This window comes from Variovorax sp. HW608 (assembly GCF_900090195.1).
In the GTDB taxonomy this organism is placed as follows: Bacteria; Pseudomonadota; Gammaproteobacteria; order Burkholderiales; family Burkholderiaceae_C; genus Variovorax.
In genome coordinates, this window is sequence record NZ_LT607803.1 from 2,319,720 (window position 1) to 2,332,835 (window position 13,116).

Annotated in this window: 15 protein-coding genes; 6 read left to right on the forward strand and 9 right to left on the reverse strand. The window is 66.7% G+C overall.

Features of this window, described 5'->3' with window-relative positions:
• Nucleotides 1–8: 8 nt before the first annotated feature.
• The 8 genes from VAR608DRAFT_RS10730 to VAR608DRAFT_RS10765 form a co-directional block, all read right to left on the reverse strand.
• A complete protein-coding gene (locus tag VAR608DRAFT_RS10730) occupies nucleotides 9–923 on the reverse strand; it encodes an SMP-30/gluconolactonase/LRE family protein (protein WP_088954058.1) in 915 nt (304 codons plus the stop codon).
• A 15-nt stretch (nucleotides 924–938) separates the two neighbouring features.
• Complete coding sequence (locus VAR608DRAFT_RS10735) at nucleotides 939–1,829, reverse strand: amidohydrolase family protein (RefSeq protein WP_088954059.1); 891 nt, start codon at nucleotides 1,827–1,829, stop codon at nucleotides 939–941.
• A 6-nt stretch (nucleotides 1,830–1,835) separates the two neighbouring features.
• Nucleotides 1,836–2,807 carry a Bug family tripartite tricarboxylate transporter substrate binding protein gene (locus VAR608DRAFT_RS10740; RefSeq protein ID WP_088954060.1) on the reverse strand — a complete coding sequence of 324 codons (972 nt, stop codon included), beginning with the start codon at nucleotides 2,805–2,807 and terminating at the stop codon, nucleotides 1,836–1,838.
• Between the two features lie 38 nt (nucleotides 2,808–2,845).
• Nucleotides 2,846–3,844 carry a Bug family tripartite tricarboxylate transporter substrate binding protein gene (locus VAR608DRAFT_RS10745; protein WP_088954061.1) on the reverse strand — a complete coding sequence of 333 codons (999 nt, stop codon included), beginning with the start codon at nucleotides 3,842–3,844 and terminating at the stop codon, nucleotides 2,846–2,848.
• A gap of 36 nt (nucleotides 3,845–3,880) precedes the next feature.
• Complete coding sequence (locus VAR608DRAFT_RS10750; RefSeq protein WP_088954062.1) at nucleotides 3,881–4,795, reverse strand: hydroxyacid dehydrogenase; 915 nt, start codon at nucleotides 4,793–4,795, stop codon at nucleotides 3,881–3,883.
• Nucleotides 4,792–5,478 carry an RraA family protein gene (locus tag VAR608DRAFT_RS10755; protein WP_088954063.1) on the reverse strand — a complete coding sequence of 229 codons (687 nt, stop codon included), beginning with the start codon at nucleotides 5,476–5,478 and terminating at the stop codon, nucleotides 4,792–4,794. Before VAR608DRAFT_RS10755 ends, VAR608DRAFT_RS10750 begins: the two co-directional genes overlap by 4 nt.
• A gap of 69 nt (nucleotides 5,479–5,547) precedes the next feature.
• The gene (locus VAR608DRAFT_RS10760; protein WP_088954064.1) at nucleotides 5,548–6,549 is read right to left on the reverse strand and encodes a Bug family tripartite tricarboxylate transporter substrate binding protein; all 1,002 of its coding nucleotides are present in this window, start codon (nucleotides 6,547–6,549) and stop codon (nucleotides 5,548–5,550) included.
• Between the two features lie 27 nt (nucleotides 6,550–6,576).
• Nucleotides 6,577–7,473: an amidohydrolase family protein gene (locus VAR608DRAFT_RS10765; RefSeq protein WP_088954065.1), complete on the reverse strand. Its 897-nt coding sequence runs from the start codon at nucleotides 7,471–7,473 to the stop codon at nucleotides 6,577–6,579.
• A 424-nt stretch (nucleotides 7,474–7,897) separates the two neighbouring features.
• Between VAR608DRAFT_RS10765 and VAR608DRAFT_RS10770 the strand changes: the two genes are divergently transcribed.
• From VAR608DRAFT_RS10770 to VAR608DRAFT_RS38240, 6 genes are all read left to right on the forward strand, one after another.
• A complete protein-coding gene (locus VAR608DRAFT_RS10770) occupies nucleotides 7,898–9,079 on the forward strand; it encodes a cytochrome-c peroxidase (RefSeq protein WP_231973429.1) in 1,182 nt (393 codons plus the stop codon).
• A 38-nt stretch (nucleotides 9,080–9,117) separates the two neighbouring features.
• Nucleotides 9,118–10,494 (forward strand): hypothetical protein, encoded by a 1,377-nt coding sequence (locus tag VAR608DRAFT_RS10775; RefSeq protein WP_157730809.1) that lies wholly within the window; start codon nucleotides 9,118–9,120, stop codon nucleotides 10,492–10,494.
• Nucleotides 10,495–10,500: 6 nt separating this feature from the next.
• Nucleotides 10,501–11,073, forward strand: coding sequence for an FMN-binding protein (locus tag VAR608DRAFT_RS10780; protein ID WP_088954068.1), 573 nt, complete (start codon nucleotides 10,501–10,503; stop codon nucleotides 11,071–11,073).
• Nucleotides 11,074–11,083: 10 nt separating this feature from the next.
• Entirely contained in the window at nucleotides 11,084–11,932 is an 849-nt protein-coding gene (locus tag VAR608DRAFT_RS10785; protein WP_088954069.1) for an FAD:protein FMN transferase, read from the forward strand.
• Entirely contained in the window at nucleotides 11,920–12,387 is a 468-nt protein-coding gene (locus tag VAR608DRAFT_RS10790; protein WP_088954070.1) for a hypothetical protein, read from the forward strand. Before VAR608DRAFT_RS10785 ends, VAR608DRAFT_RS10790 begins: the two co-directional genes overlap by 13 nt.
• 70 nt (nucleotides 12,388–12,457) lie before the next feature.
• A complete protein-coding gene (locus VAR608DRAFT_RS38240) occupies nucleotides 12,458–12,589 on the forward strand; it encodes a hypothetical protein (RefSeq protein WP_269458544.1) in 132 nt (43 codons plus the stop codon).
• On the opposite strand, the gene VAR608DRAFT_RS10795 is transcribed toward VAR608DRAFT_RS38240, so the two are convergent.
• Complete coding sequence (locus VAR608DRAFT_RS10795; protein WP_088958724.1) at nucleotides 12,576–12,977, reverse strand: cupin domain-containing protein; 402 nt, start codon at nucleotides 12,975–12,977, stop codon at nucleotides 12,576–12,578. The two genes, VAR608DRAFT_RS38240 and VAR608DRAFT_RS10795, sit on opposite strands and share 14 nt — an antisense overlap.
• Nucleotides 12,978–13,116: the final 139 nt, after the last annotated feature.

Below are 13,116 nucleotides of genomic sequence, written 5' to 3' on the forward strand. Positions count from 1 at the left end.
TCGCGATCTCAGCGTCTTGCCAATTGCAGGCCGGACGCATCCATCTCGGCGCGCAGCACCTGTCCGTGCGTCGAATCGGTGACGAACAGCGTGCGACGCTCCGGCCCGCCGAAGGCCAGGTTGGTGATCGATGCGCCCGACGGACCGCAGAGCACCTGCACCGGCTCGGCGCGTCCGTTGAGCACCCACACATAGCCCAGGCCCGGATTGGCGATCAGCAGACGGCCTTGCGCATCCACCGCCAGTCCGTCGGGGCCGCTCGGGCCGTACGAAGTAAAGAACTGGCCGACCTTCGACACGCTTCCATCGGGCAGCAGCGGCACGCGCCACACGCAGTTGCCGCGTGTCACCGCGAGGTACAGCACCTTGCCGTCCGGTGACAGCGCGACGCCGTTGGGGCTCGGGATGTTGCCGAGCAGCAGATCGAGCCGGCCGTCCCGCCCGAGGCGGTACAGCCTCCCGGTCGGATCGTGCAGGCCGGTCTGGCCCTGGTCGGTGAAGTAGAGATTGCCCGCGGCGTCGAACACCAGATCGTTGACGCCCTTGAACCGTTCGCTGTTGCGGCGCGCAAGAAAAGGCGTGACGCGACCACTTCCCACGTCGACCTGCATCAGGCCGTTCTTGTAGTCGGTGACGAGCAGCGTCGTCGCGTCGAGGAACTTCATTCCGTTGGGCTCGCCGTCGTACTCGGCCACCAGAGACCAATCGCCTTGGGTGTCGATGCGAAAGATCCGGCCCCAGGGAATGTCCGTGACGTAGAGGTTGCCGGCATCATCGAAGACGGGCCCTTCGAGGAACGAATCGGTCGGCGCGCCGCCGCGATTGGCATCCGCCCATGCGCTGCGATCGGGGCGACGGAAATGATCGGGCATCGCGCTGAAAAGGTTCAGCTCTCGGACATGGGGTGGTTGAATGAGAAACATGGCGTGGTGACCTGATCAGGAAGCAAAGCCATAGAGCCTTGCAGGGTTGTCGACGAGGATGCGGTCCATCACCGGGTGATCGCCGGAACACCACGTGCCAAGCAGGTCGACGAGCGCAGCGTCGTCCACGGTGCCGGGCGCTTCGGTCGTGTGCGGCCAGTCGCTTCCCCACACGAGGCGATGCGGCGCGGATCGCACCAGCGCCTGTCCCAAAGGTACCGCGTCCGCATAGGTAGGACCGCCGGTCGACGAACGCATGTACGCGCCGGAGAGCTTGACCCAGGCTTTGCCGGCGTCGATGAGCTGCATCAGAACGGCGAAGGCCGTGCCCGCGGTCTCCCGGGTCGGATCGATGAGTCCCAGGTGATCGATGACCACGGGCACGGCAAGCGCCTCGAGCGCAGGTGCAAGCTCGATCAGCTGTTCCGGATGCATCAGGACCTGGATGTGCCAGCCGAGGCGTGCCACCTTCGATGCCAGCGTGCTCAGCATGGCCGGCGTCGTGGCGCCCCATGACTGCGGCGTCACGAAGTTCACGCGCAGCCCGCAGACGCGATGCGACGCCAGATGGTCGAGTTCGGCTTCGGACACCTCCTGGCCCACCACGGCGACGCCTCGCGCATCAGGCCCCAGTTGCGCGAGCGCATCGAGCGTGCACGCGTTGTCGGTGCCGTAGGTCGACGGCGTCACCACGACGGCCCGGCTCGTTCCCAGGCGTTGCTGCAGGCTTCGGTAGGCGGCAACCGGTGCAGAGGGCGGCTCACGCGTCCAGTGCGGCGAGGGCTTGAACCGCGGATCGAAGATGTGCATGTGGCTGTCGCACGCCATCGGCGGAAGCCGGCGCGCAGGCCTGGCCATGCCGGCCGAGTGCGGCACCGGCTGCGACAGCATGGGCCTCGAAGTCATGGCGCGTCAGTCCAGCTTGATGTCACCCTTGCGCACGACCTCGGCCCACTTCGCGTCCTCCTTCTTGAGGAAGGCGGCGAATTCGTCGGGTGTGGAGCCGACGGGCTGGGCACCCAGGTCGCTCAAGCGCTTCTGCACCTCGTCCTCCTTCAGGACTTCGACCACCGCGCGCTGCAGCTTGTCGGTGATCGCCTTCGGCGTCTTGGCGGGCAGCAACATGCCGTTCCATTCGAAGGCCTCGTAGCCGGGCACGACAGTCTCGGCGACGGTCGGTACCTCGGGCAACCGGGGCGACCGCTTGGGCGACGATACCGCCAGCGCGCGAAGCTTGCCCGAAGCGACCAGCGGGTAGCTTGCCGCCACCGTTGCGAACATGAAGTCGACCTGCCCGCCCATCACATCGGCGATCGCCGGCCCGTCGCTCTTGTAGGGCACATGAACCATGTCGAGGTTCAGCTTCTGGCGCAACAGCTCCGACGCCAGCCGCTGCACCGTGCCGCTGCCTCCCGAGGCGAAGTTCACCTTGCCGGGCTGGGCCTTGGCCTTGGCGACCAGGTCGTTGACCGTCTTGATCGGCGAGTCGGCCTTGACGATCAGTGCATTGGGCGCCAGCAGCACCAGCGACAGCGGCTGCAGGGCATCGGCGGCAAACGGCATGCGCGCAAAGAGGTGCGGGTTGATGGAGTAGGGCGTCGCGTCGTACAGCACGGTGTAGCCGTCGGGCGCGGCCTTGGCGACGTAGGCAGCGCCAATGGTGCCGCTCGCACCTGCGCGGTTGTCGACGATCACGGTGGCGCCGAGCTTGGCGCCCAGCCGCGCGGCAACGATCCGCGCGACCGCATCCGCAGCGCCGCCCGGTGCATAGGGAACGACGATGGTGATGGGCCGCTCGGGATAGGCGGCGTGAACGGCGAAGGCGGTGAGCGAAAGAGCCGCAATCACGGCACGGCGGGCGAGCGAGAACTTGAACGAAGGCATGGCGTGGGTTCCGATTTCAGAAAAGGCGGGTTCCGGTGTCACTCGGCCTTGATGTCGAGTTCGCGCGCGAGCTGCTTGTAGCCCTGTACTTCGCGCTGCAGCTGGTCGCCGAACGCGGAACCGCACACGCTTTGCGACTCCATGCCCAGGCCCTTCAGCTTCTCCCGGGTGGCCGGGTCTTGCGCGAAGGCCTGTGCCGTCCTTTGCAGCGTGGCGACCACCGCGGCAGGCGTGCCCGCTGGCGCGAGCAACCCATACCAGGCATCCGCCCGGTAGCCCTTCACGCCGGCCTCCTCGAACGTGGGCACCTGGGGCAGCAGCGACGAGCGCTGCGGTGCCGCCACGGCGAGGGCGGTCAGCTTGCCCGCCTGGATTTGCGGCAGGACCGAGCCCAGCGTGGCGAACGAGCTGTCCACCTGGCCACCCATCAGGTCCGTCACGACCTGCGCGGCACCCTTGTAGGGGATGTGGTTCATGCTCGTGCCGGTCAGCCTGGTGAACTGGGCGCTGGCGAAGTGGCCCGAGCTGCCGGTGCCGGGCGTTGCGTAGGTGCGCTTGCCGGGCTCGGCCTTCACTTGCTGGAGAAAGGCCGCGAGGGTCGGCGTCTTCATCGACGGACCGACGACGAGCACCGTGGGGCTGACCGCCACCGTGCAAACCGGCGCGAAGGAGCGCACGGCATCGAACTTGACCCGCGCGCTGTAGAGCGCCGGAATCATCGTGTGGTTGGTCGCGCCGACGAGCAGCGTGTAGCCATCGGCAGGCGCGCTGGCCACCGCCTCGGCCGCAAGAATGGTGTTGGCGCCCGGCTTGTTGTCGATCACGAAGGGCTTGCCGAGCGATCGCGCCGCGAAGTCGGCGAAGGCCCGGGCGATCACATCCGTCGGCCCTCCGGCCGAGAAGCCGACGACGATTCGCACGGGTTTGGAAGGGTAGTTGGGCGCTTCGGCGTGGGCCGCCATTGTGGCCACGCCCACCAGTGCTGCGCCCAGGAACGCGGTCTGGAACAAGGCCTTGGAATGCTTGATGCGATGCATGTTCTTGTCTCCTGCTACGGCTCGGTGTTCCCCTGTCTATGCGTGTGCGAGCACGGCGAGCAAGTTCCGGGCAGCGCCGACCCCCATGTTCACGTAGGCATCACCGGTGACGCCGCCGATGTGCGGGCTCATCACGACGCGTTCCTGCTTCTGGAAGGGATGGCCGGCAGCCAGGGGCTCGACCGCGAAGGAGTCCAGGCCGGCGCTCGCGACCTGGCCCGTCCGGAGTGCCGCGAGCAGCGCTTGCTCGTCGACCAGTCCGCCGCGCGCGGTGTTGATGACGATCACGCCACGCTTGCACTTCGCGAGCGCGGATGCGTTCAGCATGCCGCGGTTGTCGTCCGTGAGCGGACAGTGCAGCGACACGACATCCGATTCGCGCCAGAGGGTGTCGAGGTCCACGACCTTGACGTAGCCCGGCACGTCCTTGGCGTAGGGATCGAAGCCGATCACGCGCATGCCCATGGCGTCCGCCATCTTCGCAAAGCGCCGGCCGATGGCGCCGAGGCCGACCAGGCCCACGGTCCGGCTGCCGAGTTCGAGGCTCTTGTGGTTCGCCTTGTCCCAGTGGCCTTGATGCATGCGATCGTTGAGCTCGACCACGGACTTGGCGCACGCCAGCATGAGCGCGAGAGACTGCTCGGCCACGGCCGCGGCATTGGCGCCGACCGCCGCCACCACTTCGATGCCGCGCGCCTTGGCCGCCGCCTTGTCGATCGTGTCGGTGCCGGTGCCGTGCTTCGCAATGACCTTCAAGGCGGGCGCCGCGTCCATCATCGCGGCGGTGAGCTTGCCGTAGCGCACGATGATGGCGACCGGGTTGTGCGCCTTGCAGAGGACCGCCACGTCCTCCTCGGTCGGCGCCTTGCCTGCGTAGACCAGGTCATAGCCCTCGAGCAATTCGAGAGCCTGCGGCGCGAGGTCGGCGCCCGTCACGAGAATGGCGCTCACAGCGATTCCCCTTCCTCGAGGACGCCGGCGGCGCGCAGCGCGGCGGGCAACCACTTGGACGCGGTGTCGCCGCGGTTGATCGCCGCCTGGCGAGCAGCTTCGTCCGCCAGCTTCTTGTCGGCGAGGGCCAGCATGGCGGGCGCCTTCTCGCGTTCGATCACGACCACGCCATCGGCATCGCCGACGATCAGGTCGCCCGGGTTCACCATCGTGCCGCCGGCGGAGATCGGGTGATTGATGCGGCCCGGAACGAACTTCGTCGGCCCGGCGGGATTGAAGCCTGCGCTGAAGACCGGAAAGCCAAGCTCCAGCAGATCGAGCTTGTCGCGGATGGCGCCGTCGACGATCACGCCGGCCAGGCCCTGCTTCTTGCAGGCGCTGAGCATCAGCGTCCCCATCAGGGCCGCGGTCTGGTCACCCTTGCCGTCGATCACCAGGACGTCGCCCGGCTTGGCCAGCGCGATGGCGGCGTGGACCATCAGGTTGTCGCCCGGCCGGACCTCGACGGTGAAAGCGGGGCCGGCGACGGCCATGCTGTGGTGAACCGGGGCGACCCGGGCGTTCATCGTGCCGCGACGGCCTGCGACATCCGCAAGGATGGCGGCCTGGAATGTTGCCGCCTTGGCGACGACTTCGGCGGACACGCGTTCGAACTCGCGAACGATTTCGGGAAGTTGACTCATGGTGAAGGATCTCTCGGGAGTTGGAGGAGGAGGGGAAGAAGACAAACAGGAACAGGCGAGCGGATCGCCTCACTCGGCCTTGATGTTTCCTTTGCGGATGACCTCGGCCCATTTGGCGGAGTCGGCTTTCTGCAGGTCGCCCAGTTGTTGCGGTGTGCCGCCGACCAGGGTGACGCCCAGCTTGTCCGCGAGCGCGGTGATGGACGGGTCCTTCAGCGCGGCATTGATCTCGCGGTTCAGTCGCTCGACGACGGGCGCGGGCGTGCCGGCGGGGGCGAAGACGGCCTGCCACTGCTCGACCACGAAGTTCTTCATGCCGGCTTCGCCCATCGTGGGGACATCCGGGAGCGCCTTGAGACGGGCCGCCGAGGTCACTGCGAGCGCGCGCAGCTTGCCGGACTGGACGTGGGGAAGCGCCGCGGCCGCGGGGGCGAACATGAAGTTCACCTGCCCACCCAGCGTGTCCTGCAGTGCAGGCGTGTCGCCCTTGTAGGGCACATGGATGAGTTGCACGCCGGTTTGCTGCTTGAGCAGCTCGCCCTGCATCTGCAGCACCGTTCCGGTTCCACCCGATGCGAAAGCCAGCTTGCCTGGTTGTGCCTTTGCGGCGGCAACCAGGTTGGCAACCGTCTTGTAGGGTTGGTCGGCCCCGACGACCAGGATGTGCGGGATCGTGCCGATCGTCACCACGGGCGCGAAGCTCTGGAGCGGGTCGTAGGGGAGCTTCCCCATCAGGTGCGGCGCAATGGCTTGCGGACCGATCGACGTGCCCAGGAGCGTGTAGCCATCCGGAGCGGCCTTGGCGACGAATGCGGCGCCGATGGTCCCGGTCGCGCCCGCGCGGTTGTCGACGATCACGCTGGTGCCGAGCGCGCTGCCGACCTTCTGCGCGACGCTGCGGCCCAGCACGTCGGTGCTCCCGCCCGGAGGGTAGGGAACGACCCAGGTGATGACGCGCCCGGTGGGCCAGTTGCCCTGCGCCGACACGCCCAAGGAGGTGGCCAGGGCGAGGCCGCTCACCAGGAAGCGTCTGCGAAGCGCAGAGGATGGAAGAAGGGTGCTTGTCGTCATGTCTCGGTGTCTTTCAATGGCAGGTGGTCAAGCAAAGCCGTAGAGGGCGCTCGGGTTGTCGACGAGCACGCGACGGAACAGGTCTGCATCGGCAGTCCAGTCGGCCAATCGATCCATCTGGCGCGCGTCGTCGGGCATGGGGTGCAAGCCTGCCGACGCGGTCGCATGAGGCCAGTCGGTTCCCCAGACGACGCGGCCGGGAGACGCCTGGAGATAGCTGCGTGCCAGCGATGCCAGCGCCGGGTCGTCCGTGGAAGACTGCGGGCTCACGACGTAGCCGCCGGACAACTTGACCCAGGCCCGGCCTTCGCGGAGCAACGCGAGCACGAGCGCATGCGCGCGGTGGGTGCCTTGCTGAGCAGGCGCGATGCGGCCGAAGTGATCGAAGACCAGCTGCACCGGCAGTTGCCCCAAGGTGTTGCCGAGGCTTGCGAGAACATCCGCCGGCATCAGCAGTTGAAGGTGCCAGCCCAGGTCGGCGATGCGATGCGCGATGGGCTCGAGCATCTCGACCGAACCGGTCAGACCCAAGGACAGGTTCAGGCGAACGCCGCGCACGCCCTGCGCATGGAGTTCATCGAGCTGCTCGTCGCTCTCCGAGCCGTCGATGACTGCGACACCGCGGCCATCCGGGCCGAGTGCAGCCAGCGCTTGCAGCATGACCCGGTTGTCGGTTCCGTAGGTCGAGGGGGTGACCAGAACGGCACGGTGCGTGCCTATGCGCTGCTGCAGAAGGCGATAGTCGGAAATCGATGCGTCAGGGGGGAGAAGTCGTGCGCCCGGCGCGGTCGGGAAGCGGCTGTCGTAGACATGCAGATGGCAATCGCATGCGCCTGCCGGCACTGCGGGGCCGGGTGGCTGCGAGCCAGCCGAGTAGGGCACATCGGCCGGCACTCGGCGGCGAGAGCAACGGGAAGCAGGCATCTGTTCGTCTCCGAATTTCCCCAGCGTCTTCGCGTCGGGTTGGAAACGACTTTAGTGGCCCGTTGCACACCTCACAATGGCATTGCACTGTGTGCAACACGTTGTGGAGAACGAAACGCCTGCGGATCAGGCGTCGTAGCCGGGATTGCGCCGGTCGAGCAGCCGCAGCAATGCGCGGCGCGATTGGCTATGTAGCCGATATCGTCTGCGACCTCCTGGACCCGCTGCTTCATGGTCGCGCTGATCCGCGGATCATCTGCGAGCGAGAAGGCGCATCGAAATGAGAACAAAACGCATTATGATTGCCGTTCAGCAAAAGAAATCAGATAACTACACGCGCTGGAGGTGGGGTTTCGTGTCCTCGAATTTCTGTCGCAGAGATCTGCGATCGGTGGTTGGTGCTGCCTGCGCGGCAATCGTCCTCGTGACGGCCGGATGTGGTGGTGGGGGTGGTGGGGGCGGTAGTGCTTCGCCGCTGGCGATCTCCGCGACTTCGACCACGCAGGCGGTGCCCGGCACCGCGGTGACGGCCGCAAGCATTGGAGAGAAGATCTTCTCGGACCGGTCGCTGTCGGCATCCGGACAAATGTCCTGCGCGAGTTGCCATGACCCTGCGACCGGGCACGCCTCGCCGTTCTCCACGTCGGTGGCGTTCGGTGGTCCCAACCTCGATCAGCCCGGCACGCGCTCGCCTCCGTCGCTGCGCTATCTGCGGTTCAACACGCCGTTCTTGTTCGCGTCGGACGGAACGCCCACGGGTGGATTCGACTGGGACGGCCGTGCCGGCACGCTGGCCGACCAGGCCCGCCGCCCCTTCCTGAGCGCCAACGAAATGGCCAATGCGGACGCGGCAGCGGTGGTCGCGAAGGTCGCCGCGGCTTCTTACGCGGCCGATTTCAAAGCACTGTTCGGCGCCAACATCTTCGCAGACCCGGACACCGCCTTCGACCGCATCGTGTTCGCGCTGGAGCGCTACCAGCGCGAGAGCGATGAGTTCGCCCCATTCACCAGCAAGTTCGACTACTTCACCGCCGGCAAGGTCGCATTCAATGACCAAGAGTCCCGCGGCCTTGCAGTCTTCAATCGCGGCGACAAGGGCAACTGCGCGGCCTGCCATCCCAGCATCAAGCCGTCGAATGCGCCCGGCGCGCTGTTCACCGACTTCAGCTTCGACAGCCTCGGCCTGCCGCGCAACATGGCCATTCCCGCGAATGCGGACCCCTCGTACTTCGACATGGGCCTGTGTGGTCCCACGCGCACGGATCTCGCCAATCGCAGCGACCTGTGCGGCGCCTTCAAGGTGCCGAGCCTGCGCAATGTGGCGCTGCGCCACCGCTTCTTCCACAACGGGCAGTTCGACTCGCTTGAGCAGGTCGTGCGCTTCTACGTTCGGCGCGACACCAATCCGGAGGAATGGTTTCCGGCCGACCCCGCCACCGGCCAGCCGGATGTCTACAACGATCTTCCTCCGGAACGCCGCGGCAACGTCAACGTGACGGAGGTTCCCTACAACAAGAAGGCCGGCGAGCAGCCCTACCTGGACGAATCCGAGATCCAGGACCTCGTGGCCTTCCTGAAGACGCTGACCGACGGCTACGCACCGTGACGGCGTTCGACACCACAAATTCCGGAGGAGGTTGATTCATGGACACGAGACTTCGCCTGAGTGCGATTGCTGCAGCAATCGCGATGGGCTTTCAGACAGGCGCCCACGCGCAGACGAACGAAGAACTGGCCGCCGAGGTCAAGCAGCTTCGGTCCGAGTTGCTGGAACTGCGCGGCGAGTTGCAGAAGATAAAGCAGGCGACAGCGGTGCAGCCGGCTTCCGCCGCAATTGCTGCGACGCCAGCGGGCACGCCGACAGCGCCAGGCGCACCGGCGGTCGCAGCGGCCCAGGCACCCGCGCCAGTGGTTGCGAGCACGCCGCAGCTCACAGCGACCGGCGAGCCGCTACCCGGCGACAGCACCCAGCGGGTGAGCTTTTTCGGCTACGGCGAGATGGCCTACAGCCGGCCGCGCAACGACTCATCGGCCGCGAGCGCGACCCTCACGCGCGGCGTGCTCGGATGGGCATACCAATTCAATGAGCGCACGCGCTTTGCCGCGGAACTGGAAATCGAGAACGCGGTCGCGTCCTCGTCCGACAAGGGCGAAGCCGCGCTCGAACAGTTCTATGTCGAGCGCGACCTCAGCAATTCGGTCAGCGCCAAGGCCGGTCTCTTCCTGCTGCCGGTCGGCTACCTCAACGAGACGCACGAGCCGACGCACTACTACGGCGTCCATCGCAACTTCATCGAGACCGCGATCATCCCGACCACCTGGCGTGAGCTCGGCGCCGGCTTCCGCGGCACCACCGACTTCGGCCTGCGCTGGGACGCCGGCGCCACCACCAGCTTCGACCTCACGAAGTGGGACCCGACCAGCAACGAAGGCCGCGACTCGCCGCTCGGCTCCATCCACCAGGAGGGCCAGCTCGCGAAGGCGCGCAACATCGGCTTGTACGGTGCGTTGAACTACAACGGCATTCCGGGCTTCAACGCCGGAGCAAGCGTCTTCGACGGCGGTGTCGGACAGAAGCAGCCCGGGTTCGCGGCCCCGGACGCCAAGGTCACGCTGGGCGAAGCCCATGTGCGCTGGCAGCCGGGCAAGTGGGATCTCTCGGCCCTTGCAGCGACCGGCAAGTTCTCGAGCGTCGAGGCACTCAACGCGACCTTCGCGGGCCAGCCGACGCCGGTGCCCGACAGGTTCGGCGGCTGGTACGTGCAATCCGCCTATCGCCTGTGGTCGCAGGGCGAATATGCGATCACACCTTTTGTGCGCTACGAGCGCTACAACACGGCCAGGTCGTATTCCGGTCTCGCGCCGGGTCTGGCACCGGAGATCCAGCCCGACACCCGCGTCTGGACGCTTGGAGCCAGCTTCTTCTTGACCCCGCAGGTCGTCTTCAAGGCAGACTATCAGCGCTTCCTGAGCGACAGTTCGCTGGACCGCTTCAACCTGGGCCTCGGCCTGAGCTTCTGATCCCACATGATTTCCCGCCGCGAAACACTTCGTCGAATGGCCGGCTCGGGCGTGGCCGCTGCCGCACTCTGGCAGACGCGCGCGTTCGCCGCGACTTTCATGGACATCGAGGAAGCGAGGAAGATCCTGCTTCCCCGTGCCACGTCCTTCGAGCCCGTGGCGCTCGATCTCGGCGCGCCGCGAATCGCGGAGCTCGCGGCCGGCACGCACACGCAGCCGCCACGCGGCTATGCGCCGATGGCCTGGGCGGGCCTCGCGGAGGACAGGCGGGTCGGCTGGGTGCTGAGCGACCGGGCCATCGGCAAATACGAGCTCATCGATTTCGCCGCGGGCTTCGAAGCGGACGGCAGCGTGTCCGGGCTCGAAATCCTGGCCTACCGCGAGTCGCATGGCGCGGAGATCCGCACGCCCGGCTGGCGCAGGCAGTTCGTCGGGCGCAAGGGGCCGGATCAGCTTCGCTTCAATGAAGACATCCGCAACATCTCGGGCGCGACGCTTTCCTGCCAGCATGTCACGGAAGCGGTCCAGCGTCTGAGCCTGATCGTGCAGCAGCTCGCACAGAAGCCTGCACGGAGCTGAGCGAACCAGCATGGCAACGCTCCTGCGACGCGCCAAGCCGATGCTCGGGACGGTGGTGATGATGCATCTCGTGGATGCGGGAGGCGGCGACACCGCCGAGTGCCGCGTTCGTCTCTCCAATGCCGCCGACTCCGCCTTCGCGAGCATCTTCGCCATAGAGCGCGCGATGAGCGCGCACCACTCCGACTCCGATCTCGGGCGCATGGCAAGCGCTGCGCCGGGCGCCACGTTGACGCTCGATCCGCACACAATCGCGGTGATCCGGCTTGCGCGGTACTGGCATGCATTGAGTCGAGGCGCTTTCGATCCATGCAAGGCAGCTGCACGACTGGCCGGCGTCAACGGCCGGCCCGCGGCGGGCGATGAATCCGGGTGCAAAGGCACACTGCGCGACCTCGAGATCCTGTCCGCGACCGAGGTTTGCCTCGAACGGCCGGTGAGCCTCGATCTCGGCGGCATTGCCAAAGGCTATGCGGTCGACATCGCGATCGATACGCTGCGGCGACTTGGCGTCGAATCCGCATTGGTCAACGCGGGCGGGGATATGCGTGCGATCGGTACGCACGCCTGGCCCGTCGAAGTGCGTGGACGCGCCGGGTTTCGTGGCATTGCGCCACACGCTTTCCGTCGAACGCGCAATTCGGCCGTCGCGAGTTCGGAGGCGCAAGGACCGACGGCGGAGTTCGTGCGGACGCTTCCGCGCGTGCGGGCGGTCACGCCCTGGTCGAGCTGCACCGTGATGGCACGCGACTGCGTCACCGCGGACGCCCTGACGAAATGGGGCCTTCAGAGCGCCGAGGATTCATCGCGCTTGCGCCGGGCGCTTCGTCAGCACAAGGCGAGACTGTGGCGAAGCTGAAACGACATCGACGCGATCACGGCGGCTGGAGCGGCCGAGGCGCGATCTGGTTGACAGTCCTGGTTCTTGCGCTGCTCGCGACCGGCGTTGTCATGCACGGGCATGAACCGATGGTGGATGCGGATGACCTCGGTGCGGGCTGGTGGCACCGCGTCGCAACGGTGGTGCATGGCGTATTCGCATGGGTTTTCTGCGTCGTCGCGGGGCGATGGATCTGGCCCCACATCGTGCTGGTCTGGCCGCGCCGCAACGGCAACTGGATCTGGGAGCTGGGCATCGCCACAGCGCTCGTCGGCGGTGTGGCGGCATTGACGGGTCTCGGGTTGCTCTACGGTGCGGCGGACTGGCGCGAGATCCTGACGGCCGTTCATTGGTGGGGAGGCATTGCGTGGCCTGTGGCCTGCCTGGTCCACGCATGGAAATGGATCATCGAGAAAATGGGGCAGAGGAGATAGACCGCAGTTGCCCTCCTGGAGCCCGCGTCAGCCTGCGAAGCGTTCTCTTTCTGGAGAAAGGTGTTGATCGATGGCCTATGCCGACCACCGCCACCGCGAGATGCTGGCGAAGGCTAGACGTGCGAATCGCGACGAAACGCGGATCGATCCATCGGGGCCGCCGGTCGACCCGGCAGTCGAGAGCGAGCTCAAGGATCGTTGACCGTCGCGTGCTGCGCGGGCATCAGCACCTCGAGCAGTTCGCAATCATCGGACCAGCCGACCACCGTGTGCCGGATGCTGGCAGGCTGCACCCAGCACGAGCCGGCCTCGAGTCGGCGCACGCCGACCCCCTCGAATTCGGTCTGGAACCAGCCCTTGAGGCAGTAGACCATCTGGAACTGCACCTCGTGGTGATGCCGCACGCTGAGCTCGGGCCGGAACGGCGCGATCATGCGGATCACATGGGCCTGGACCAGCCCGTTCGTGGCCGCAGCCGTGCCGAGGTCGCGGTAAGCCGAGTAGGCGCGCAAGCCGCCGGTCTTGAAGTCGCGTTCGTCGGGATGGCTGATGTTGAAGCGCTGAGTCTTCGACGCGTCGGTGGTTTCCATGGTGGCCTCGCTTCCGATCTTGCGCACGGGCAGGTGTGCATGTCCCGAGGGTCGACGGCGTCGGCCGGCCATCGAGACGGTTGGTCTATCACTCCCGGGGCGAAGACGCAACATTCGGACGGGCGTTGATGGTTCCGAG

What these genes read in the sequence shown, in the direction of transcription:
- VAR608DRAFT_RS10730 (WP_088954058.1), bottom strand. Translation starts at nt 923, where the DNA reads ATGTTTCTCATTCAACCACCCCATGTCCGAGAGCTGAACCTTTTCAGC.
- VAR608DRAFT_RS10735 (WP_088954059.1), bottom strand. Translation starts at nt 1,829, where the DNA reads ATGACTTCGAGGCCCATGCTGTCGCAGCCGGTGCCGCACTCGGCCGGC.
- VAR608DRAFT_RS10740 (WP_088954060.1), bottom strand. Translation starts at nt 2,807, where the DNA reads ATGCCTTCGTTCAAGTTCTCGCTCGCCCGCCGTGCCGTGATTGCGGCT.
- VAR608DRAFT_RS10745 (WP_088954061.1), bottom strand. Translation starts at nt 3,844, where the DNA reads ATGCATCGCATCAAGCATTCCAAGGCCTTGTTCCAGACCGCGTTCCTG.
- VAR608DRAFT_RS10755 (WP_088954063.1), bottom strand. Translation starts at nt 5,478, where the DNA reads ATGAGTCAACTTCCCGAAATCGTTCGCGAGTTCGAACGCGTGTCCGCC.
- VAR608DRAFT_RS10760 (WP_088954064.1), bottom strand. Translation starts at nt 6,549, where the DNA reads ATGACGACAAGCACCCTTCTTCCATCCTCTGCGCTTCGCAGACGCTTC.
- VAR608DRAFT_RS10765 (WP_088954065.1), bottom strand. Translation starts at nt 7,473, where the DNA reads ATGCCTGCTTCCCGTTGCTCTCGCCGCCGAGTGCCGGCCGATGTGCCC.
- VAR608DRAFT_RS10775 (WP_157730809.1), top strand. Translation starts at nt 9,118, where the DNA reads ATGGACACGAGACTTCGCCTGAGTGCGATTGCTGCAGCAATCGCGATG.
- VAR608DRAFT_RS10780 (WP_088954068.1), top strand. Translation starts at nt 10,501, where the DNA reads ATGATTTCCCGCCGCGAAACACTTCGTCGAATGGCCGGCTCGGGCGTG.
- VAR608DRAFT_RS10785 (WP_088954069.1), top strand. Translation starts at nt 11,084, where the DNA reads ATGGCAACGCTCCTGCGACGCGCCAAGCCGATGCTCGGGACGGTGGTG.
- VAR608DRAFT_RS38240 (WP_269458544.1), top strand. Translation starts at nt 12,458, where the DNA reads ATGGCCTATGCCGACCACCGCCACCGCGAGATGCTGGCGAAGGCTAGA.
- VAR608DRAFT_RS10795 (WP_088958724.1), bottom strand. Translation starts at nt 12,977, where the DNA reads ATGGAAACCACCGACGCGTCGAAGACTCAGCGCTTCAACATCAGCCAT.